The sequence below is a fragment of the Myceligenerans xiligouense genome, assembly GCF_003814695.1.
GTDB classification, from domain to species: Bacteria; Actinomycetota; Actinomycetes; order Actinomycetales; family Cellulomonadaceae; genus Myceligenerans; species Myceligenerans xiligouense.
In genome coordinates, this window is the sequence record NZ_RKQZ01000001.1 from 3,236,746 (window position 1) to 3,256,224 (window position 19,479).

Below are 19,479 nucleotides of genomic sequence, written 5' to 3' on the forward strand. Positions count from 1 at the left end.
CCCGTCGTCGCGGCCCGAGCTGTGGGTCGCTGGTCCGCCGGCGCGAGATGGCGCGTCGCCCAGGCCCGGCGCCGTTCGGCGCGGGTGTCATCAGCGATCCTGCACAGGAGCCACCGTGCGCACCCCTGACCTTGCCGTCATCCGCCCTCTCGCCCGCCCCGCCGTCGCCCTGGCCGTCCTCGCCCTCGCGGGCTGCACGTCCACGGCCGCGAGCGTGAACGGGGGCGACCCGGCGCCGGACACCTTCCCGGTCCGTCTCGACAACTGCGGGTTCGCCACCGAGATCCTCGCGCCGCCGGAGCGCGTGGTGACGATCAAGTCGTCCACCACGGAGATGCTGCTCGCGCTCGGCCTCGGCGACCGGATCGTCGGGACCGCGTTCCTGGACGGCCCGGTGCCGGGCGCCCTGTCCGACGCCGCCGCCGGCGTCCCGGCCGTCGCCGACCCCATGGCCGACGAGGCACCCGGTTCGGAGGCCGTACTGGCGCTGGAGCCCCAGCTGGTCTACGCGGGCTGGGAGTCGAACATCACCGCGGAGACCGCGGGCGACCGTGACACGCTCGCCAACCTCGGCGTCGCCACCTACGTCTCCCCCGCGGCGTGCAAGGACCCCGAGTACATGCCGGACCCCCTCACGTTCGACGACGTCTTCGGCGAGATCGAGGAGGTCGGCACCATCTTCGGGGCCGACGACGCCGCAGCGGACCTCGTCGCCGAGCAGCGAGCCGCCCTGGAGGCGGTCGAGGCCGACGACCGCGGTCTCACCGCCCTCTGGTACTCCTCGGGCGACGACGTCCCGTACGTCGGCGCGGGCATCGGCGCGCCACAGATGATCATGGAGGCGGCCGGGCTCGAGAACGTGGCCGCCGACGTGCACGACACCTGGACGTCGTTCGCCTGGGAGGAGGCGGTCGACGCCGACCCGGACGTGATCGTGCTGGTCGACGCCGCCTGGAACACCGCCGGGGCCAAGATGGAACGGCTCGCGGAGAACCCTGCGACCGCCGAGATGACGGCGGTGCGGAACGAGAACTACGTCGTCGTCCCGTTCCCGGCGACCGAGGCGGGCGTACGCAACGTGGACGCGGTGGCCGACGTCGTCGAGCAGCTGGGAGATCTCGACCTGTGAGCGCCCCGTCCCGAGTGGTCCCCGACCGGGCACGCCGGGACCAGGACCGGGCCCCGGCCCGCGCCCCCGGCGCGACGACCGGGGCGAACGGCCCCGTGGCGGCCGGGATCGCACTCGGCGGGGTGCTGGTCGCGTCCGTCCTCGCGGCGGTGCTCATCGGTCCCGCCGACCTGTCCGCCGCCGAGGTGGGCCGCTCCCTGGCGACGCACCTGCGCCTGGACCTGCTCCTGGAACCGCTCGGCCTGGGCGTGGAGCCGCTGTCCCCGATCCGCGACGGGATGGTGTGGCACCTGCGCGCACCGCGTGCGCTGACCGCGGCCGCCGTCGGGGCGGGTCTCGCCGTGTGCGGCGTGGTGATGCAGTCCCTGACCCGGAATCCGCTCGCCGACCCCTACCTGCTCGGCCTGAGTTCCGGGGCGTCGCTCGGCGCGGTGCTGGTGCTCGTGACCGGCGGTGCCGCCGTGCTGGCGCTCCTGCCGGTCGCGGCGTTCGGCGGCGCGGTGCTCGCGCTCGCCGCGGCGCTCGGCCTGGCGGGCGCGCTCGGGCAGGTCACGCCGACCCGGACGGTGCTGGCCGGGCTGGCGATCAGCCAGATGTGCGCGGCGGCGGTGTCGTTCGTGATCTTCTGGTCGGTCAAGGGCGACGCGTTCCGCGAGGTCATGAGCTGGCTCATGGGCTCGGTCGGGTCCGCGACCTGGGTGTCCGTCGCGGTGACCGGCGCGGCGACCCTGGTGCTGGGGACCGGGCTGATGCTGAGCGGGTCGGTGCTGGACGCGTTCACGTTCGGCGAGTCCGCGGCGGCGACGCTGGGCGTGGACGTGCAGCGGGTGCGCTGGGCCCTGCTGGTCGCGGTCGCCCTGCTCACCGGCGCGCTCGTGTCGCAGAGCGGGTCGATCGGGTTCGTCGGCCTGATCCTGCCGCACGCCGTCCGCCTGGTCACCGGCGCCCGGCACCGCCTGCTGCTACCGCTGTCCGCACTGGCCGGGGCGTCGTTCCTGGTCTGGGCGGACACGCTCGCCCGGACCCTGTTCGCCCCGCGCGAGCTGCCGGTCGGGATCGTCACCGCCGCGGTGGGCGCCCCGGTCTTCGCGTTCCTCCTCTGGAAGGGCAGGGCCCGCGCATGACGGACCGATCGCCGTCGGGCACGCGTCGCGCCTCGGCCGGAGCCGGCCCCGGCACCGAGATCCCCGGCCCGGGGATCTCCCCCGCAGGCGCCTCGCCCGGGGTCCGGACACTCCCGGAGAGCCGCGGCGACCGGCAGGCCGCCGGGCTGGCGGCGGAACGGGTGTCGTGGGGCACCGACGGGCGGCTGATCCTGGACGGCGTCGATCTCGCCGCTCCGGCCGCGGCCGTGACCGGCCTGCTCGGGCCGAACGGATCGGGCAAGTCGACCCTGCTCCGGGCGATCGCGGGCATCCGGCCGCCGGACGACGGCGGTGTCGTGTTCGACGGCGACGACCTGCTGCGCCTCGGACGCCGCGCCCGCGCCCGCACGCTCGCGCTGGTCGAGCAGGACGCGGGCACCGACCTGCCGATCACCGTGCACGACGCCGTCCTGCTGGGCCGCATCCCGCACCGCTCCCTGCTCGCGGGCCCGTCGGACGCGGACCGCGAGACCGCCGACCGCGCCCTGGAACGCGCCGGCGCCGCCGATCTGGCGGAGCGCGACGTCGCCACCCTGTCCGGCGGCGAGCGGCAGCGTGTCCACCTGGCGCGCGCGCTCGCGCAGACACCGCGCCTCCTCCTGCTGGACGAGCCCACGAACCACCTGGACATCGCCGCGCAGCTGCACACCATGCGGGTGCTGCGCGGGCTCGCCGAGAGCGGCGTCACGGTGCTCGCCGCACTGCACGACCTCAACCTCGCGGCGGCGAGCTGCGACCAGGTGGTGCTGATCGCCGACGGGCGGGTCGTCGCGGCGGGCCCGACGTCGCAGGTCCTGGTCCCGGACATCATCGGGCCGGCCTACGGCGTGGCCTGCGACGTCCTGCCCCATCCGCGCACCGGCCGCCCGGTCCTCGCCTTCGCCCCGGCCCAGGAGCCGGCTCACTGACGGAGGTTCAACAGGGCCTCGCGGACCTTTCGGGCCGTTGCAAATGGATTCGAAGCCCTGCTGAACCCGCCTCAGTAACGGGGACGGGCCGGGGGGTGGGGGGCAGTCTGAGGGTGGGGAGCAGTCTGGGGGCGGGAGTGGGGGGCCTGTGTGGCGATCCTTGCGGCGTGGAGGCCGGCCGGAGGGCGAGCCACCGCCGCGAGACGGGCGAAGACCGCCGCGCTCCGGGTGCCCGGCCAGTCGCCGGGAAGGAGCTCCGGCGGGAGACCCGGGTCCAGGTACGGGATCGGGCGGTAGGCGTCCAGCGCCCGGATCCAGGTGCGGAACGCCTCGGACGGATCCGGCCCGCCCGCGCGCTGCGCGCCGTCGAGCAACCGGGCGATCGGCTCCGCGTGTCCCGCGAGGAAGCGCTCGTGCAGTTCCCGCAGTGCGGGCAGGTCCCACCAGCGCGCGATCGCGGCGGCGGGTCCGCCGGGGTACCGGATCTCGGAGGCGAGGAAGACCGTGGCCCGGCCGGTCAGCTCGAGCTCGTCGAGGATGGCGGCGACATCGTCGGCGAGGTGGTCCGGACAGATCCACAGCGCCGAGGACACCGACCCGCAGCCGATCGCCGCGAGCCGTCGCCTCAGCCGGTGACGCAGGTCCCGCTGGTCCTCGGGCACGCTCCAGGAGACAAGACACCAGCGGCCGGCGTCGTTCCCGGTGCGCCGTGGGCCGAAGATCCGCCGGTCGCCCCGGCCGAGCATGTCGGCGGCGGCCGGGGCGACGGCGTAGCCGGCGACGCCGTCGCGGGCCTCGGCGACCAGGAGTCCCTTCGCCTTCACCCGCCCGAGTGCGGTCCGGGTGCGGGCGGCCGGGACACCGAGCTCCGACATCAGCGTGACCAGGGCCGACACCGGCATCCACCCGCCCTGGTCGCGCAGGGTGGCGCCGACGAGGGTCCGCAGCAGCGAGGTCGCACTGCCCGGACGCGACTCGAAGTCGTCGAGGACGGTCATACCCCTGGGTCGCGCAGCGCCTCGGCGACCAGTGCCAGGCCGCGCGCGACTTCCGTGAACGACGTGCTCAGAGGTGACAACCCGATCCGCATCCCCGCGGGCGGGCGGAAGTCCGGGATGACGCCCCACCGCCACAGCAGCGCGGTCGCCTCCCGGAACGCGGGGTGCTCCAGCGTGACGTGGCTGCCGCGCACGGCCGCGTCGCGCGGCGAGGCGACGCGCACCCCGAGCGGGGCGAGATGCTGGTCCGCGGCCTCGATCACGAACTCGGTCAGGGCGATCGACTTGGCGCGCACCGCGGCCATGCCCGCCTCCTCCAGGAGGGCGAGCATGTCTCGCATCGGCAGCATGCCCACCACGGGCGGCGTCCCGCTGATGAACTGCCGGATCCCCGCCGCGGGCTCGTACGCGGGACCCATCGCGAACGGTTCGGCCGCGCCCATCCAGCCCTGGACCGGCTGGCGCAGGTGACCCTGCAGCTCCCGCGCGACGTAGCCGAACGCGGGCGCGCCCGGTCCGCCGTTCAGGAACTTGTAGGTGCATCCCACGGCCAGGTCCACGCCGCAGGCGTCGAGCTCCACCGGCACGGCGCCCGCCGCATGGCACAGGTCCCACAGGACCAGGGCGCCGGCGTCGTGCACCACTCGCGTGATCGCCGGCATGTCCGCGATGAAGGCGGACTTGAACGCGACGTGGCTCAGCAGCACCAGCGCGGTGCGCTCCGAGACGACGCCGGCGACGTCGTCCACCGTGACGCCGCGCGCCGGGTCGGGCTCGATCCAGCGGATCGTCATGCCGCGCTCGGCGGCGATGCCTTCGAGGACGAAGCGGTCGGTCGGGAAGTTCTCGGTGTCGGCGACGATCTCGTCGCGCCCGGGGCGCGCGCCGACGGCGGCACGCGCCAGCTTGTACAGCATCACCGTGGTGGAGTCGGCGACGACGGTCTGGCCCGGGCCCGCGCCGAGCGTGACCCGGCCGATGGTGTCGCCGAGCTCCGTGGGGGCGTCCATCCAGCCCTCGTCCCAGGCGCGGATGAGGCGGGAGGCCCAGAGGTCGTCGACGAACCCGGAGAGCCGCTCGCGCGTGGCGCGCAGGGGGCGGCCGAGCGAGTTCCCGTCCAGGTACGCCACGAGTCCGGGGCTGGGGACGAACCGGTCGCGGTAGCGCGCGAGCGGGTCGGCGGCGTCGAGCGCCGCGGCCCGCTCGGCGAGGCCGGGCGGCGTGAGGGCGGCGGCGTCGGGTGCCGTCGTGGTCGTCATGTCAGGGCCTCCAGGTCGGCAGGGGTCAGACGGCGGGCGTCGGCGAGCCAGTCGATCATCTCGTCGGCGGTCTCCGGCCTGGGGTGGGGCGAGATCAGCGCCCGGCCCGGCACGACGCGGTCCGGCGCGCCGACCACGGCCCGCAGCAGCGCCTTGCCGGTCAGGCCCGCCTCGCCGAGCAGTTCGATCTCCCGGGTGTTCAGGCCGACGGGGGTGTTGCCGTTGCCCATGTCCGTGCCGTACACGACGGCGCCACCGGCCGCGGAGAACCGGCGCACGTTGTCCAGGGCGATCCCGAGCGCCTCGCCCTCCTGGATCGCGAGCGTCGAGATCCAGGTGGTGCGCCCGGCCGACGCGCGCAGCAGCTTATCCGACAGGTGTTCCGACCACGGCGCGTGCACCAGCACCTCCGCGCCCGCACCGAGCGCGCGGGCGGCCTGGCCGGCACCCTCGGCGTGCACGACGGCGGGGAGCCCGGCCGCGCGGGCGGCGCGCACGAGGGCGACGAGCGTGACGTCGTCGAGCAGCGGCATGTCGGCGTGCAGCGCGATCTTGACGAACGACCCGCCCATGGCGACGACGTCGGCCACCGCGCGCTGCGCGTCCTGACGGCCCGCGACGGGCCGGACGGCGGCACGCGGCACCCAGGCCCGGCCGGTCGGGTAACCGCCCGGCGCGGTGTGGAACGGCCCGGCGAAGCGGACCTTGACGCCGGCCGGCGGCGCCTTCGCGATGGCGGCGATGACCACGGGGTCCCAGCCGAGGTCGTGCACCTCGGCCACGACCGTGCCGGCGAGCCGGTCCGGGTCCACGAGCCCCAGGTGCACGTGGTGGTCGACGACGGCGGGCAGGAGCGACCGAGCCATCAGGCGCCCACCTCCGTCCGCACGGAGATGAGTTCCGGGAAGAAGGTCAGGTCGAGGGCCCGCTTGAGGAAGTCGACGCCCGACGACCCGCCCGTGCCCGTCTTGAACCCGATGGTGCGCTGCACGGTGCGCAGGTGACGGAAACGCCAGAGCTGGAACGCGTCCTCCAGGTCGACGAGGTCCTCGCACGCCTCGTAGATGTCCCAGGCGGAGGCCGGGTCCTGGTAGATGCCGGTGAGCACCGGGATCAGGTCCGGGCGCTCGACCCAGGGCTCCGTCACGTCGCGCTCGAGGATCTCGTCCGGCACGGCGTAGCCGCGGCGGGCCAGCAGGCGCAGGAAGGCGTCGTAGAGGGTGGGCTCGTGCAGGAGGCCGTCGAGCAGTTCGTACGCCTCGGGGTTCTGGCGGAAGACGGGCAGCATCTTCTCGTTCTTGTTGCCGAGGATGAACTCGACCGCGCGGTACTGGTACGACTGGAAGCCCGACGACGAGCCGAGCACCCCGCGGAACTCCGCGTACTCGCTCGGGGTCAGCGTCGCCAGGACCGACCACTGTTCGGTGATGGTGCGCTGGATGTGCTTGACGCGGGCCACCGCCTTGAGGGCGCGCAGCAGGTCGTCGGTGTCGAGGTGCGCGCGGGCCGCGCGGAGTTCATGGAGCACCAGCTTGAGCCACAGCTCCGTGGTCTGGTGCTGGATGATGAACAGCAGCTCGTCGTGGTGCTCGGGCTCGCTGACCGGGTGCTGCGCGGAAAGCACCTGATCCAGGCCCAGGTAGGAGGCGTAGTCCATCTCCTCCCGGAAATCCGTCCGGATGCCTTCCTCCAGGGGCCGTACCCCCGCCTTCATCTTCATCACGCCTTTCCCCTCCTCAACCGACCATAACGCCAACCTGACGACCGGCACGAATCTGAGAGATCTGGGCACGGCGACTCGCTCCCCGGCGGCCTTCTCGCCATGATGGACGTATGGACCTGCCTGAGCCCGTCGCCGCCCTGGCCAAGACCATCAACCCCACGTTCGAGAAGGTCGCGAACGGTTTGCCGCCGTTCGCCGTCGTCCACCACGTCGGCCGTTCGTCCGGCACCGAGTACACGACGCCGGTCGTCGCGTTCGCGGGACGCGATCCCGACTCCGCCGAGATCCTCGCCGTGATCCCGCTGCCGTGGGGCCCGCGGACCGACTGGATGCGGAACGTCACCGGCGCCGGGACGTTCGAGCTGACGCGCGGGTCGGCGACCTTCCACGTCGACCTGCTGCGAGTGCTGTCCGCCGAAGAGGCGGTGACGATCCTCGCGCCCGCGCCGCGCCAGTTGCTGCAGACCTTCGCGCTGGAGGAATGCCTGGTGGGACGCCTGCGCCGGGTACCGTCTGCCCATGCCTGAGTACACGCTGCGCGACGCGACCATCGACGACGCCGCCGCGATCGCCGCCGTCCACTGGACCGGCCGGCGCGCCGTCTACCTGCCGCTCGTTCCCGAGGAGCACTGGAGGACGGACACGCAGGCGGCCGGCATCGAGGCCTGGAGGCGCCGGCTCACCGCGGGCGAGACCCCGCTCGTCGCCGAGGTGGACGGGCTGGTGGTCGGGTTCGCCGTCGTCGGGCGGGCGACGCCGCGGCTCGGCCACGAACCCAAGCGCGACCTCGCCCTGCACGACCTGTGGGTGATGCCGGAGATGCACGGCAGCGGGATCAGCCGGGCGCTCCTGAACGGCATCCTCCCGCCGGCCCGGTCCGCCGAACTGTGGATCGCGGCGGCGAACACCGGCGCGCGCAGGTTCTTCCAGAAGAACGGCTTCCTGCCCGACGCCACCACCGGGACCGGCGAGGACGGGGTACTGGAGGTCCGCCTGGTCCGCTGAGGCCGTCGCCCCTCGCCGGGCACGCCCGACGCCCCCGTGATGAGATGCCGACCATGGCACGGAAGAGTGCGCGGCGGGCCTCGGGTGCCCTGGTCGCGCTGACCCTGGTGATCACGGCGGCATGCACGGCGAGCACCGGCGATGCCGAGCCGGCCATGAGCCCCGCCCGCCCGGTCACCGTCTCGGAGTCCCGGCTGCTGGCGGACGTCCGAACGCGGAACGCCGAGGCGGGCAGCCGCGCGATCACGGCGAGGTACACCGACCAGGGACGCGAGATGAAGCTCGCGGGCTGGTTCGACTACACGACACGCACCGGGTACGGCATGGTGTCCGCCGACGGCCTGGCCTCGGACCGCGTGGCGTGGAACCGCGAGCTCGTCGCCACGTCCGGCAGGGGAGGCATGGGCAAGCCGCTCACCTCGCTCGACGGCTGGACCGCCGCGCCGCTCGACCCGAGCGGGTCGCCGCTGGCCGTCGTGCTGGCCGTACTCGCCGGGCTCGGGGCGGAACGGCCCGACGACGCGGCGCTCATCCGGACCGGCGGCGCGCTCTGGTTGCGGGAGGACGAGACCGGCGGCAGGTCCGTGACGGTCTTCGCCGGCCCGACGCCGGTGCCGGCTGACGGCGGCCGTGACCACGACACCGGGACCCTGCGTGACGCGCGGGACGCCCGCGGCGGCCTGTCGTCCGAGGGCGATCCGGACCAGGACGACGCGGCGAGCACGCCGGAGACCGGCCCCAAGGGCTCCCCGATCCGGTACTGGGTGGACGACGGCGGGCTGGCGCACCGCGTGGACGTCCGGCTCGGCGACGAGTGGGCCGAGGTGACGCTCCAGAACGACGACGTACCCGTACCACCGCTGCTCGCCGACATCGACCTGACCGCGAAGGGCGGCACGACGACGACCGACACGGCCCCGAAGGACGGCGGCTGAACACGGCGCGATAATGACCGCAGAGGAGCCCGGGCCCGCCGGCCATGAACAGCATCAGGAAGGGTGGTTCGCGTGTCGTTCCAGGTCACAGGCATGCCAGAGGCCGACGCCGTCCTTGACGAGCATCCGTTCGCGGTGGTGGTCGCGATGCTGCTCGATCAGCAGTACGGCATGGAGCACGCGTTCCGCGGGCCATGGAAGATCAAGTCCCGGCTCGGGTCGATCGATCCGGGTGTGATCGCCGAGACCGACCCCGACCGGTTCGTGGAACTGGCCACCACTCCCCCGGCGATCCACCGCTACGGACGATCCATGGCGGGCCGGGTGCAGGACCTGGCCCGTCACGTGGTCGAGGAGTACGACGGCGACGCCACCCGCATCTGGCGCGATGCCACCTCCGGCGACGACCTCTTCAACCGCGTCAGAGCCCTGCCCGGATACGGCGACCAGAAGACCAAGGTCTTCATCGCCCTGCTCGCCAAGCAGCTGGACGTGCGCCCCGAGGGCTGGGAGAAGGCAGCCGGCGACTACGCACTGGACGGCTACCGCTCCGTCGCCGACGTCACCAGCCCCGAAACCCTCCAGAAGGTCCGCGACTTCAAGAAGGCCAAGAAAGCAGCCGCCAAGGCCGCAGGGTGAGCGGGCCTGGCGCTGCAACGGCGCCGGCAACCGCTCGGCTACCGCTGCAGCGCAGCGCCTCGGCCCGGGGAGCGGTACCCGCCCGTCAGCGGTACTGCGACGCGATCGGGCACTCCATCGGGTCGGCGTGCCCGAGCCCCACGCGGTTGAGGTAGCGGATCACGATGCCGTAGGACTCCATCAGCCCGGTCTCCGTGTACGGGATGCCCCGCTCGGCGCAGAACTCGCGCACGATCGGCTGTGCGCGACGCAGGTTGCCCGACGCCATCCGCGGGAACACGTGGTGCTCCACCTGGAGGTTCAGGCCGCCCATCGCCCAGTCGACGAACGCGCCGCCGCGGATGTTGCGGGACGTGAGCACCTGCCGGCGCAGGAAGTCCACGTTGGCGTCCTTCGGGATCAGCGCCATGCCCTTGTGGTTGGGCGCGAACGCCGCGCCCATGTACACGCCGAACACCACCAGCTGGACCGCGAGGAACGCCGCCCCGAGCCAAGGCCCGAGGGTGGCGATCACGAGCACCGGGAACCCGACGAGCCGGATCCCGAGCAGCCATCCCTCGGCGGCCCGGTGCTTGATCGCCGGCGTGGTGGCCAGGCTGTGGATGGCGGTCGCGTGGAACACCGGCCCGAACATCGTCAGCAGCGGGAAGAACAGCCAGCCCTGACGCCGGGTCACCCAGCCGAGCACGCCGGTGCGCCCCTCCTGCTCGCCCGGCACGAACACGAGGGTACCCGTGGCGATGTCGCCGTCCTTGCCGATCACGTTGGGGTTGCCGTGGTGCTTGTTGTGCTTGCGGGTCCACCAGCCGTAGCTGAGCCCGACGACGAGGTTGCCGATGATCCGGGCGAACCACGCGTTGCGCGACCCGCTGGTGAACACCTGCTGGTGAGCGCCGTCGTGCGCGAGGAACGCGCCCTGGGTGAAGACGACGGCGAAGCCCGCCGCGACCAGCAGCTGCCACCACGTCTGGCCCAGCGTCAGCAGCAGCACGAGCATGACGGCCAACTCCGCCGCCAGCGCCACGGTCCGCCACACGTACCAGCGGAACTTCCGCTCCATGAGGCCGGCGTCGGAGACGCGGCGCATGAGGTCGAAGTAGTCGTTGGTCTGCGGGTTGCGCGCGGAGCGGGGCCGGGCGGGGCGAGCCGGATGGGCCGAGCGGGCCGGGGCTGCCGGGCGGGCCGGGCTGTCGATCGTCATACCCGTCAACGTATGGACGAAGTCACACGGTGCGCGTCCCCCGCGGGAGCCAACCACACCCCCTACGTGGGTAGTGCGTCCTCGTCCTCGACGAGGGGGACGACGGCGGTGAGCTCGAACCCGCCGTCGGGCGTCACGCCCGCCGTCACCGTGCCGCGGACCGCACCGACACGCTCGCGGATTCCGGCGAGGCCCAGCCGGGCCCCGGGAGCGGGCTCCCCGGCGCGCTCCGGGGCGGAGTTGGCGATGCGGACGATGAGGTCGTGCTCGTCGTCGGAGATGGTCACCACGACGGACGAGCCGGGGGCGTGCCGGAGGGCATTGCTCAGGGCTTCCTGGACGACCCGGAAGGCGGTGAGCCCGATGGCGTCGGGCACCCCGGCGTCGGTGCCCGAGTAGGCGATCTCGACGCCCGAGGCGCGGGTGGAGTCGACGAGGCCGGCGACGTCCGGAAGGCTCGGCAGCGGCGCGGTGGGCGCGGTGTCGTGGCCACGAAGGATACCGAGCAGGCCGCGCATCTCCCCCAGCGCACGCCGGGAGGAGGCGGCGATCTCCTCGAACTCCTGCTGGACGCCGTCGTCGAGACCCGGTCGGCGGTAGCCGGCCGTCGTCGCCTGGACGGTGATGACGGACATGGAATGGGCGACGACGTCGTGCAGCTCGCGGGCGATCCGGTTGCGTTCCTCGAGCTCGCGGCGCCGGGCGACCTCGGACGCGCTGAGCCGCTGGGCCTCCTCGACCCGGCCGACGCCGGCGATCCACAGCCGCACGAGAAGCCCGACCAGCGCGAACGCACCACTCACCGACAGCAGCACCGCACCGTTCGCCAGCACGGCGTCGTCGGCCGGGTGGTCGACGACGGCGGGCGCCAGGACGGTGAGCATGGCCCCGGCCGACCAGAGGGACGCCGCCCAGAACCAGGAGTGACGCAGCGCGAGGACGAACACGGTGAGGCAGTGCGCGAGCAGCACGGTGACCGGCCACGGCCACGGCCACTCGGGTGCGGCCTGAGCGGTGATGGGGATCAGGATCATGGCCCCGGCGATCGACGCCCCCAGCCCCGCCCACGGCCACCGGACCGACAGCGCCACGGCGGAGCAGTGCACGAGGGTGCCCACCATCGCCGCCAGGGGGTGGGTGCCGTACCCGGAGGCGGTGACGGGCCAGCCGACGGCGATGAGCACGACCGTGCCGACCGAGACGATCGTCCACAGCCACACCTCGGCGCGGCGGGCTGGCGAGACGGTGTCGGCGTCGGTCCTTGTCAGGGCGCGCATGACCACTGGAAAGCGGCGTTCGCGGGTGCGGTCCATCAGGGTCAGATTAGACGTGCGGCAGGACCCGCCACATCACTCTTCGGAGCTAATCCGGGGTGGCGGCCCCGCCGGGACAGGTGGCCCCGCCGGGATAGGTTGAGGTCATGGTGCCCACCCCCGACGCTCCCGGGCGGGAGATCCGCGTACTGGTCGTCGACGACCAGTCGATGATCCGCGCGGGCTTCGCCGCGCTCCTGGACGCCCACGCGGGCATCACGGTGGCCGGTACCGCCGATGACGGCGAGGGCATCACCGAGGTGGTGCGACGCACCCGGCCCGACGTCGTCCTCATGGACATCCGCATGCCGAAGGTGAACGGCCTCGACGCGACCCGCGCGATCCTCGCGGCGCCCGGCACGCCGCCGAAGGTGATCATGCTGACCACGTTCGACGCCGACGACTACGTGTTCGCCGCGCTCCGTGCGGGAGCGAGCGGCTTCCTCCTGAAGGACTCCCCGCCGGAGGAGCTGACGCACGCCGTCCGGGTGGTCGCCGAGGGCGAGGCGCTCCTCTCCCCCAAGATCACGCGGGCCCTGATCGCCGACTACGCGACGCGGCCGGACGCACGCGCGCGGCCCGACGCGACGCTGTCCGGGCTGACCGACCGCGAGCTCGACGTGATGCGTCAGGTCGCGGGTGGCCTGTCCAACGCCGAGATCGCCGACGCGCTGGTCCTCGCCGAGCAGACCGTCAAGACCCACGTGTCGCGCATCCTGAACAAGCTCGGCCTGCGCGACCGGACCCAGATGGTGGTGCGCGCCTACGAGTCCGGCCTGGTGCGCGCGGGGCGGTAGCTCCGGTCGCGCTCGCGTCAGGTCGTGCGGCCTCACCACCCTGACGTTCAGCGCGTGTCGCTGCCGCCCTCCGAGGCGGTGACGGCGGACCGGCCGGCCTCGAGGCGGGCGACCGGCACCCGGTACGGCGAGCAGGAGACGTAGTCGAGACCGGCCTGGTCGAAGAACCGGACCGACGACGGGTCGCCGCCGTGCTCCCCGCAGACGCCGATCACCAGGCCGGGGCGCGCGGCCCGCCCCTCGGCCACCGCGATCTCGATGAGGCGGCCCACCCCCTCCTCGTCGAGCGCCTCGAACGGGGAGACGGTGAAGACCCCCTTGTCCAGGTAGGCCGGGAAGAACGCACCCTCCACGTCGTCGCGCGAGAACCCCCAGGTGGTCTGCGTCAGGTCGTTGGTGCCGAAGGAGAAGAACTCGGCGACGGTCGCGATCCGGCCGGCGGTGAGCGCCGCCCGCGGCAGCTCGATCATCGTGCCGACCGCGATCGGGACGTCCACGCCGGCGGCAGCGCGCACGTCCGCGAGGACCGCGTCGATCTCCGTCCGCAGGAGCTCCAGCTCCTCGACGCCGCCGACGAGCGGAACCATGATCTCCGGACGAGGCGTGCCGCCCGCGCGCGTCCGCGCGACGGCGGCCTCGGCGACGGCCCGCACCTGCATGGCGACCAGCCCGGGAACGACGAGGCCGAGCCGGACGCCGCGCAGCCCCAGCATGGGGTTCTGCTCGTGCTGCTTGCGCACCGCCTGGAGCAGGCGCAGATCACCGGCATCCGGTGCACCGCGTTCCCGGGCGACGGCGACCTTGACCGCGAGGCCGGTGAGGTCGGGCAGGAACTCGTGCAGCGGGGGGTCGATCAGCCGGATGGTCACCGGCAGCCCGTCCATCGCCTCGAGGATCCCGGTGAAGTCGTCCCGCTGCAGCGGGAGCAGGGCCTCGAGCGCCTTGTCCCGCTGCTGCTGCGACTCCGCGAGGATGAGGTCCTCGACGTAGCGGCGGCGCTCGCCCAGGAACATGTGCTCCGTGCGGCACAGCCCGATGCCGTGGGCACCGAACCGCCGTGCCCGCGCGGCGTCCTCCGGCGTGTCCGCGTTGGCGTGCACGGCCAGGCGCCGGACGTCGTCGGCGTGCCGCATCAGCCGGCGCACCGCGTGCACGACGCCGCTCTCGCCGTCGGCTCCCGGCTCCTCCCCCGCGCCGCCGGCGGCGCCCTCCGCGCCGCGCCCGGCCTCGCCGTCGCGGCCGCTCTCGAGGTCCCGCATGACGGGAGAGGGCACGACGGCGATCTCGCCCCGGTAGACCGCGCCCGTCGTCCCGTCGACCGAGATGACGTCGCCCTCGCCCACCTCGACCCCGGGGCCGGTGAATCGCCGCCGCTCCAGGTCGATCGCGATGTCCTCGGCGCCCACCACGCACGTCTTGCCCATGCCGCGGGCGACCACGGCCGCGTGCGAGGTCTTGCCGCCGCGGCTGGTGAGGATCCCGTCCGCGGCGAGCATGCCGGGAAGGTCGTCGGGGCTGGTCTCCTGCCGCACGAGGATCACCCGCTCGCCGTCGGCATCACGGGCCACCGCCTCCGCGGAGTCGAACACCACGGCGCCGACCGCCGCGCCGGGCGAGGCGGGCACGCCGTGGGCGAACGCGGTGATCCCGGACCGGCGGTCGAACTGCGGGAACATCAGCTGGGCGAGCTGCGCGCCGGTCACCCTCCGCAGCGCCTCGTCCAGGTCGATGACGCCGTCGTCGACGAGCTGGGCGGCCATCCGGAAGGCCGCCGCGGCGGTGCGCTTGCCGACACGGGTCTGCAGCATCCAGAGCTTGCCGCGCTCGATGGTGAACTCGATGTCGCACAGATCCTTGTAGTGCCCCTCGAGCCTGGCCATGATGCGCATCAGCTCGTCGTAGGAGTGCTTGTCGATGTCTTCGAGCTCCTGCAGCGGGACCGTGTTCCGGATACCGGCCACGACGTCCTCGCCCTGGGCATCCCGGAGGTAGTCGCCGTACACGCCCGGCCTGCCCGTGGCCGGGTCGCGGGTGAAGGCCACGCCGGTGCCGGAGTCGGGGCCGAGGTTGCCGTAGACCATCGCCATCACGTTCACGGCGGTGCCCAGATCGTGCGGGATGCGCTCCTGGCGCCGGTACGCCCGGGCGCGGTCGGTGTTCCAGGACTCGAAGACCGCGCGCACCGCCATGTCGACCTGCTCACGGGCGTCCTGCGGGAACTCCCGTCCGCTGCGGTCGCGCACGATCGCCTTGTGCTCGGCGACCAGCTCGCGCAGGTCCTCGACGCCGAGGCCGAGGTCGCTGCGCACGCCCCGGTCGCGCTTGGCGCGGTCCAGCGCGGCGTCGAACAGGCCGCCGTCGATGCCGAGCACGGTCTTGCCGAACATCTGGATCAGCCGGCGGTAGGAGTCCCAGGCGAACCGCTCGTCGCCGGACTCGGCCGCGAGCCCGGCGACGGAGCCGTCGTGGAGGCCGATGTCGAGGACGGTGTCCATCATGCCCGGCATCGAGTACATCGCGCCCGAGCGGACGGACACGAGCAGCGGGTCCTCGCGCGCGCCGAGCCTCTTGCCGCGCTCGGCCTCGAGGCGGGCCAGGTGCCGGTCCACCTCGTCCGCCAGGCCCGGCGGCTCGTGGCCCTCGGCGAGGTAGTACCGGCACGCCTCCGTGGAGATGGTGAATCCCGGCGGCACGGGCAGGCCCAGGTTCGTCATCTCCGCGAGATTCGCGCCCTTGCCGCCCAGGAGCCGCTTCTGCTCCTTGCTCCCCTCGGAGAACTCGTGGACGAACGCCCGGGCCGCGCGGTCGGGGGTGTCGGGGGAAACGCCGGCCGGATGGGACATGAGGACCTCCTCGTCGGGATCCTCTCGACCACATCACCGGATCCGGCGCGGCCGACAGGGCCGACCGGCCGCGGGGGGCGTGACGTTGGTCCCTTCCGCGGGTCGCCGGTGAGCCGTGGGCCGGGCGCGCACGTGTGCGGGGCGAGGCCGCCATGTGACGCCGGGGCGGGGCAGATCGTCGCGGGTCGCGGGTCGCGGGTCGCGGGTCGCGGGTCGCGGGTCGCGGGTCGCGGGAGATTGAGGTCACGGATCGGACAAGGGCGGCATTTCGTGGTGCGGTGCCGGTATCCCGTGGAACACTCGACGCATGCTCGAACTCGCCACCGGTAGCGGCCTGGCCATGGCGGCCGGCGTCAACGCCTGGATCCCGTTGCTCCTGCTCGGACTGCTGTCCCGCTTCAGCGACCTGCTCACGCTGCCCGCCGGCTGGGGCTGGCTGGAGAACCCGTGGGTGATGGCCATCCTCGCGGTGCTCCTGGTGCTGGAGATGACCGCGGACAAGATCCCGGCCCTGGACTCGGTCAACGACGTCGTCCAGACGTTCGTGCGGCCCACCGCGGGTGGTATCGCCTTCGGAGCCGGCGCGGCGTCCGAGACGGTCACGGTCGAGGACCCGCAGGCGTTCATGGCGGGTGGGGAGTGGGTGACCGTCGTGATCGGCATCGTGCTGGCGCTGGTCGTGCACGCGGCCAAGGCGGGCGGACGGGTCATCACCAACACGGTGAGCGGCGGGACGGCCGCCCCGGTGATGAGCACGGTGGAGGACGTGGCCGCCGTCGGCGTCTCGTTCCTCGGCATCACGCTGCCGTTCCTCATGATCCCCGTGCTGATCCTGTTCGCGATCGGGCTGTGGCTCATCGTGCGCGGCGTGCGCAAGCACCGCCGGATGAAGCAGATCGACGAGGCGTACGGCGCGGCCACCTAGCCGCGTGCCCGCCGGTGGCCGGGCGACCCGACGGTTCCGCCGGTCTGCCAGACTGGGATCTCACCTTCCCGAGATCAAGGACGCCCCATGCCTCGCACCCGCCCGTCCGCCGTCACCCGCGCCGTCCGGCGTGCGGGGGCGCGACTCGTCTGGCTCAGTACCGGGTACCGCCTGGCGCCCAGCAAGGCACCGGACGAGCCCACGATCTTCGTCGGGGCCCCGCACACGTCCAACACGGACTTCTTCCTCATGCTCGCGATCGCGTGGGAGCTGGACGTGCGCGTCAAGTTCCTCATCAAGGACTCGTGGCTGCGAGGTCCCCTCGCCGGGCTGATCCGGGCGCTCGGCGGCGTGGCGGTGGACCGGAACGACCCGGCCGGACTTGTCGACCAACTGCTCAGCGGCATGCGGACGGGGACCGTGTCGCACCTGGTGGTCACCCCGGAGGGGACGCGCGGCGGTGGGTCCGGCTACTGGAAATCGGGTTTCTACCGGATCGCGCGGGCGGCGGGGATGCCGGTGACCCTGGGCTACGTCGACGGCGACCGGCGCGTCGCGGGCCTGGGCCCGTCGCTCCGGATGACGGACGACGTGCGGGCGGACATGGACCGCATCCGCGCGTTCTACGCGGACAAGTCGGGCGTCCGCCCGGAGAACCGCGTCGAGCCTCGTCTCCGCATCGAGGACGACCCCGGTGACCGCTCGGCCGCGGCCTGACCGCACCTGAGCCGGCGGCGAGGCTCCCGGTCCGCCGCTACTTGCCCTCGAGCTTGCGGGCCTCGTCCTCGGACTGCGCCGCGCCGTCCTCGTCGCCGCCGTTCCGGAGGAGGCCCGCCAAGGATCGGAGCGACAGGGCGCTGTCCGACTTGGCGAGGTCCGAGCCGGTGCCGCGCGCACTGCGCCACAACCCCATCGCCTGCTGGGCGACGTCGAGCACCTTGCCGCGGTCCTCGGGCCGGACGAGGTTCGAGCCGATGTCGGAGATCGCCTTCTCCATCGCGGCGCGCTGCGTGGCCGGGTCGTCGTCGAGGCTCTTGAAGACCTGGACCGCGTCGGTGGCGAGGGTCGATGTCTGCTTCTCACCGCGCTCGGTCACCGCACTGCCGAACGAGAGCAGAGCCACCGCGAAGCGCGAGACGACACCACCCTGGTCTCCGGGGATCTTCTCCGCGCCACGCTCGACGAGGGCGTGGAGCCGCTCGGCGGCCAGGGACTCCAATCCGCCCGAGGCACGCTCACCGGAGGGCTCGGCGCCAGGCGCCCCATCCTCGGCGGGCGCCCGCTCGGCCGTGGCCGCTCCGACGCCGGCCGTCTCCTCAGCGCCTGCCGCAGGCTGCTGGGCGCCCTCCGCGGGCTCCGCCACGTCCTGCTCCGCACCAGGCTCGCGCACCGTCTGACTGCCATCGCTCATGACAGAAGTGTAACTACCAGAACCGGGCAAAGACCCGAGGGTGTGACATGTCGCCGAGGCCGACTACTTCCGGCGTCCGCCCGACTTCTCGCCCGGGTCCACGATGATCTTCGCGCCGCCCGCCGGGGGCGACGTCGTACCGGCGGGCTTCGCGGCTCCCCCGGCCCCGTCCGCGGCACCCTTCGCGGCGCCTCCGGCCGCCTTCGCCATGCGGGCGGCGCGGAACGCCTTGACCGCCTTGTAGAGGGTGTACCCGGCCACGACCACCGCGACGGCGTCGTCCGACAGACCGAGGATCGGAATGGCGTCAGGGATCAGATCGATCGGGCTCGCGATCGTGCCGATCGACGCAGCGAGCGCGATGATCTGCTTCCAGTTCATGTGTTCGAACGTAACGGAATTCCGTGCGACTCGCCAGGCTTTCCGCTAAAAACCGTTATGTCGAACCCGGGCAGCGGAGGAGCCGCCGCCTCCACCCCCATCAGACGTGGAGCGGTTCCTCCGGAACGAGTCGGCTCGTGTACCCGGCGGCGACGAGACGGTCGAACGCGCCCTGCACGTCTCCGGGCACCTCCTGGTCCGTCGCGATGAAACCCTTCTCGGCGTACACGGTCAGGCGTTGCGTGTCCCCCACCAGCATGTCGATCACCCGGTCCACGTCGCCGATGCTCGACACGTACTCGTCGAGAGGCAGTGGCGGGGAGACGCAGTACGCCTCGACCTCCGGCCACACGACCTGGCACGTCGCGAAGACCCGCCGCTGGTGGTACGGCTTCGTGACGAACATGACCGACCTGGCCTCGATCGCGTGCTCGCTGAGCACCTTGCGGCTGTACTCGACGTTCTCGGCGGTGTTCCGGGCGAGCGGCTCGATCAGGACGGCGTCGTCCGGAACTCCCTGCGCGACCGCCCGTTCCCGGTATCCCACGGCCTCGCCGTGCGGGAACGCCTCGAGCGTGGTGGTCGCGTTCGCCCCGGTGAAGACGATCCGGGGGAAGTACCCCTGGTGGTAGAGATCGGCGGTGTAGTCGGCGACTCCGGTGTCGTGCCCGCCCAGGCCGATGCACACATCGACCTCTCGAGGGTCCTGCCGCAGGTCGTGGTACTCCCACAGCGTCTCGACGTCCTCCCGCACCCCCGCAGGGATCCTGACGTTCGGCATATCGGGACCATACGTCTCAGAGCGCCGCACGGCACGAGCGGGCTCCTGGCCCCCTCCCGTCGGCCCCCGATGACGGGCCTTTTCGT

General features: G+C 73.0%; 20 protein-coding genes. 10 read left to right on the forward strand and 10 right to left on the reverse strand.

All coding sequences use genetic code 11. The annotated features are described in order from the left end of the window. Positions 1 to 115: 115 nt before the first annotated feature. The 3 genes from EDD34_RS14095 to EDD34_RS14105 are packed head-to-tail and all read left to right on the forward strand — an operon-like array spanning position 116 to position 3,182. Positions 116 to 1,129 carry a putative F420-0 ABC transporter substrate-binding protein gene (locus EDD34_RS14095; protein WP_246012432.1) on the forward strand — a complete coding sequence of 338 codons (1,014 nt, stop codon included), beginning with the start codon at positions 116 to 118 and terminating at the stop codon, positions 1,127 to 1,129. After that, positions 1,126 to 2,253: a putative F420-0 ABC transporter permease subunit gene (locus tag EDD34_RS14100; RefSeq protein WP_425462355.1), complete on the forward strand. Its 1,128-nt coding sequence runs from the start codon at positions 1,126 to 1,128 to the stop codon at positions 2,251 to 2,253. The genes EDD34_RS14095 and EDD34_RS14100 overlap by 4 nt, the downstream gene beginning before the upstream one ends. Then, positions 2,250 to 3,182 carry an ABC transporter ATP-binding protein gene (locus EDD34_RS14105; protein ID WP_123815142.1) on the forward strand — a complete coding sequence of 311 codons (933 nt, stop codon included), beginning with the start codon at positions 2,250 to 2,252 and terminating at the stop codon, positions 3,180 to 3,182. Before EDD34_RS14100 ends, EDD34_RS14105 begins: the two co-directional genes overlap by 4 nt. Before the next feature lie 71 nt (positions 3,183 to 3,253). Here the strand turns inward: EDD34_RS14105 and EDD34_RS14110 are convergent, their stop codons facing one another. Genes EDD34_RS14110 through kynA form a run of 4 tightly spaced genes read right to left on the reverse strand, consistent with a single transcriptional unit; the run spans position 3,254 to position 7,159 of the window. Next, a complete protein-coding gene (locus tag EDD34_RS14110) occupies positions 3,254 to 4,180 on the reverse strand; it encodes a PaaX family transcriptional regulator (RefSeq protein WP_123815143.1) in 927 nt (308 codons plus the stop codon). Then, the gene (locus EDD34_RS14115; protein WP_123815144.1) at positions 4,177 to 5,439 is read right to left on the reverse strand and encodes a kynureninase; all 1,263 of its coding nucleotides are present in this window, start codon (positions 5,437 to 5,439) and stop codon (positions 4,177 to 4,179) included. The genes EDD34_RS14110 and EDD34_RS14115 overlap by 4 nt, the downstream gene beginning before the upstream one ends. Further along, positions 5,436 to 6,305, reverse strand: a complete 870-nt coding sequence (locus EDD34_RS14120) for an amidohydrolase family protein (RefSeq protein ID WP_123815145.1) — start codon at positions 6,303 to 6,305, stop codon at positions 5,436 to 5,438. Before EDD34_RS14120 ends, EDD34_RS14115 begins: the two co-directional genes overlap by 4 nt. Beyond that, a complete protein-coding gene (gene kynA / locus EDD34_RS14125) occupies positions 6,305 to 7,159 on the reverse strand; it encodes a tryptophan 2,3-dioxygenase (RefSeq protein ID WP_123816544.1) in 855 nt (284 codons plus the stop codon). The genes EDD34_RS14120 and kynA overlap by 1 nt, the downstream gene beginning before the upstream one ends. 113 nt (positions 7,160 to 7,272) lie before the next feature. Between kynA and EDD34_RS14130 the strand changes: the two genes are divergently transcribed. The 4 genes from EDD34_RS14130 (at position 7,273) to EDD34_RS14145 (ending at position 9,741) form a co-directional block, all read left to right on the forward strand. Beyond that, the gene (locus EDD34_RS14130) at positions 7,273 to 7,689 is read left to right on the forward strand and encodes a PNPOx family protein (RefSeq protein WP_123815146.1); all 417 of its coding nucleotides are present in this window, start codon (positions 7,273 to 7,275) and stop codon (positions 7,687 to 7,689) included. Next, positions 7,682 to 8,167 carry a GNAT family N-acetyltransferase gene (locus EDD34_RS14135; protein ID WP_123815147.1) on the forward strand — a complete coding sequence of 162 codons (486 nt, stop codon included), beginning with the start codon at positions 7,682 to 7,684 and terminating at the stop codon, positions 8,165 to 8,167. The genes EDD34_RS14130 and EDD34_RS14135 overlap by 8 nt, the downstream gene beginning before the upstream one ends. A 53-nt stretch (positions 8,168 to 8,220) precedes the next feature. Next, complete coding sequence (locus tag EDD34_RS14140; protein ID WP_123815148.1) at positions 8,221 to 9,102, forward strand: hypothetical protein; 882 nt, start codon at positions 8,221 to 8,223, stop codon at positions 9,100 to 9,102. A gap of 93 nt (positions 9,103 to 9,195) precedes the next feature. Continuing rightward, positions 9,196 to 9,741, forward strand: coding sequence for an HhH-GPD-type base excision DNA repair protein (locus tag EDD34_RS14145; protein ID WP_123815149.1), 546 nt, complete (start codon positions 9,196 to 9,198; stop codon positions 9,739 to 9,741). An 85-nt stretch (positions 9,742 to 9,826) separates the two neighbouring features. Here the strand turns inward: EDD34_RS14145 and EDD34_RS14150 are convergent, their stop codons facing one another. Both EDD34_RS14150 and EDD34_RS14155 read right to left on the reverse strand, forming a co-directional pair. Then, positions 9,827 to 10,942: a fatty acid desaturase family protein gene (locus EDD34_RS14150; RefSeq protein WP_123815150.1), complete on the reverse strand. Its 1,116-nt coding sequence runs from the start codon at positions 10,940 to 10,942 to the stop codon at positions 9,827 to 9,829. A gap of 62 nt (positions 10,943 to 11,004) precedes the next feature. Beyond that, a complete protein-coding gene (locus EDD34_RS14155; RefSeq protein ID WP_123815151.1) occupies positions 11,005 to 12,255 on the reverse strand; it encodes a sensor histidine kinase in 1,251 nt (416 codons plus the stop codon). 107 nt (positions 12,256 to 12,362) lie between these two features. Between EDD34_RS14155 and EDD34_RS14160 the strand changes: the two genes are divergently transcribed. Then, positions 12,363 to 13,052 (forward strand): response regulator, encoded by a 690-nt coding sequence (locus tag EDD34_RS14160; protein ID WP_123815152.1) that lies wholly within the window; start codon positions 12,363 to 12,365, stop codon positions 13,050 to 13,052. 47 nt (positions 13,053 to 13,099) lie between these two features. Here EDD34_RS14160 and ppdK read toward each other — a convergent pair whose 3' ends face one another. Further along, positions 13,100 to 15,895, reverse strand: coding sequence for a pyruvate, phosphate dikinase (ppdK, locus tag EDD34_RS14165; protein ID WP_123815153.1), 2,796 nt, complete (start codon positions 15,893 to 15,895; stop codon positions 13,100 to 13,102). Positions 15,896 to 16,202: 307 nt separating this feature from the next. Here ppdK and EDD34_RS14170 point away from each other — a divergent pair, with 307 nt between their 5' ends. After that, a complete protein-coding gene (locus EDD34_RS14170) occupies positions 16,203 to 16,820 on the forward strand; it encodes a DUF4126 domain-containing protein (RefSeq protein WP_123815154.1) in 618 nt (205 codons plus the stop codon). An 87-nt stretch (positions 16,821 to 16,907) separates the two neighbouring features. After that, positions 16,908 to 17,537, forward strand: coding sequence for a 1-acyl-sn-glycerol-3-phosphate acyltransferase (locus EDD34_RS14175; RefSeq protein WP_123815155.1), 630 nt, complete (start codon positions 16,908 to 16,910; stop codon positions 17,535 to 17,537). A gap of 37 nt (positions 17,538 to 17,574) precedes the next feature. On the opposite strand, the gene EDD34_RS14180 is transcribed toward EDD34_RS14175, so the two are convergent. The 3 genes from EDD34_RS14180 to EDD34_RS14190 form a co-directional block, all read right to left on the reverse strand. After that, on the reverse strand, positions 17,575 to 18,231 hold the full coding sequence (locus EDD34_RS14180; protein WP_123815156.1) for a hypothetical protein: 657 nt from the start codon (positions 18,229 to 18,231) through the stop codon (positions 17,575 to 17,577). Between the two features lie 63 nt (positions 18,232 to 18,294). After that, a complete protein-coding gene (locus EDD34_RS20930; RefSeq protein ID WP_211341587.1) occupies positions 18,295 to 18,612 on the reverse strand; it encodes a YkvA family protein in 318 nt (105 codons plus the stop codon). A 100-nt stretch (positions 18,613 to 18,712) separates the two neighbouring features. Then, a complete protein-coding gene (locus EDD34_RS14190; RefSeq protein ID WP_123815157.1) occupies positions 18,713 to 19,393 on the reverse strand; it encodes a YdcF family protein in 681 nt (226 codons plus the stop codon). Positions 19,394 to 19,479: the final 86 nt, after the last annotated feature.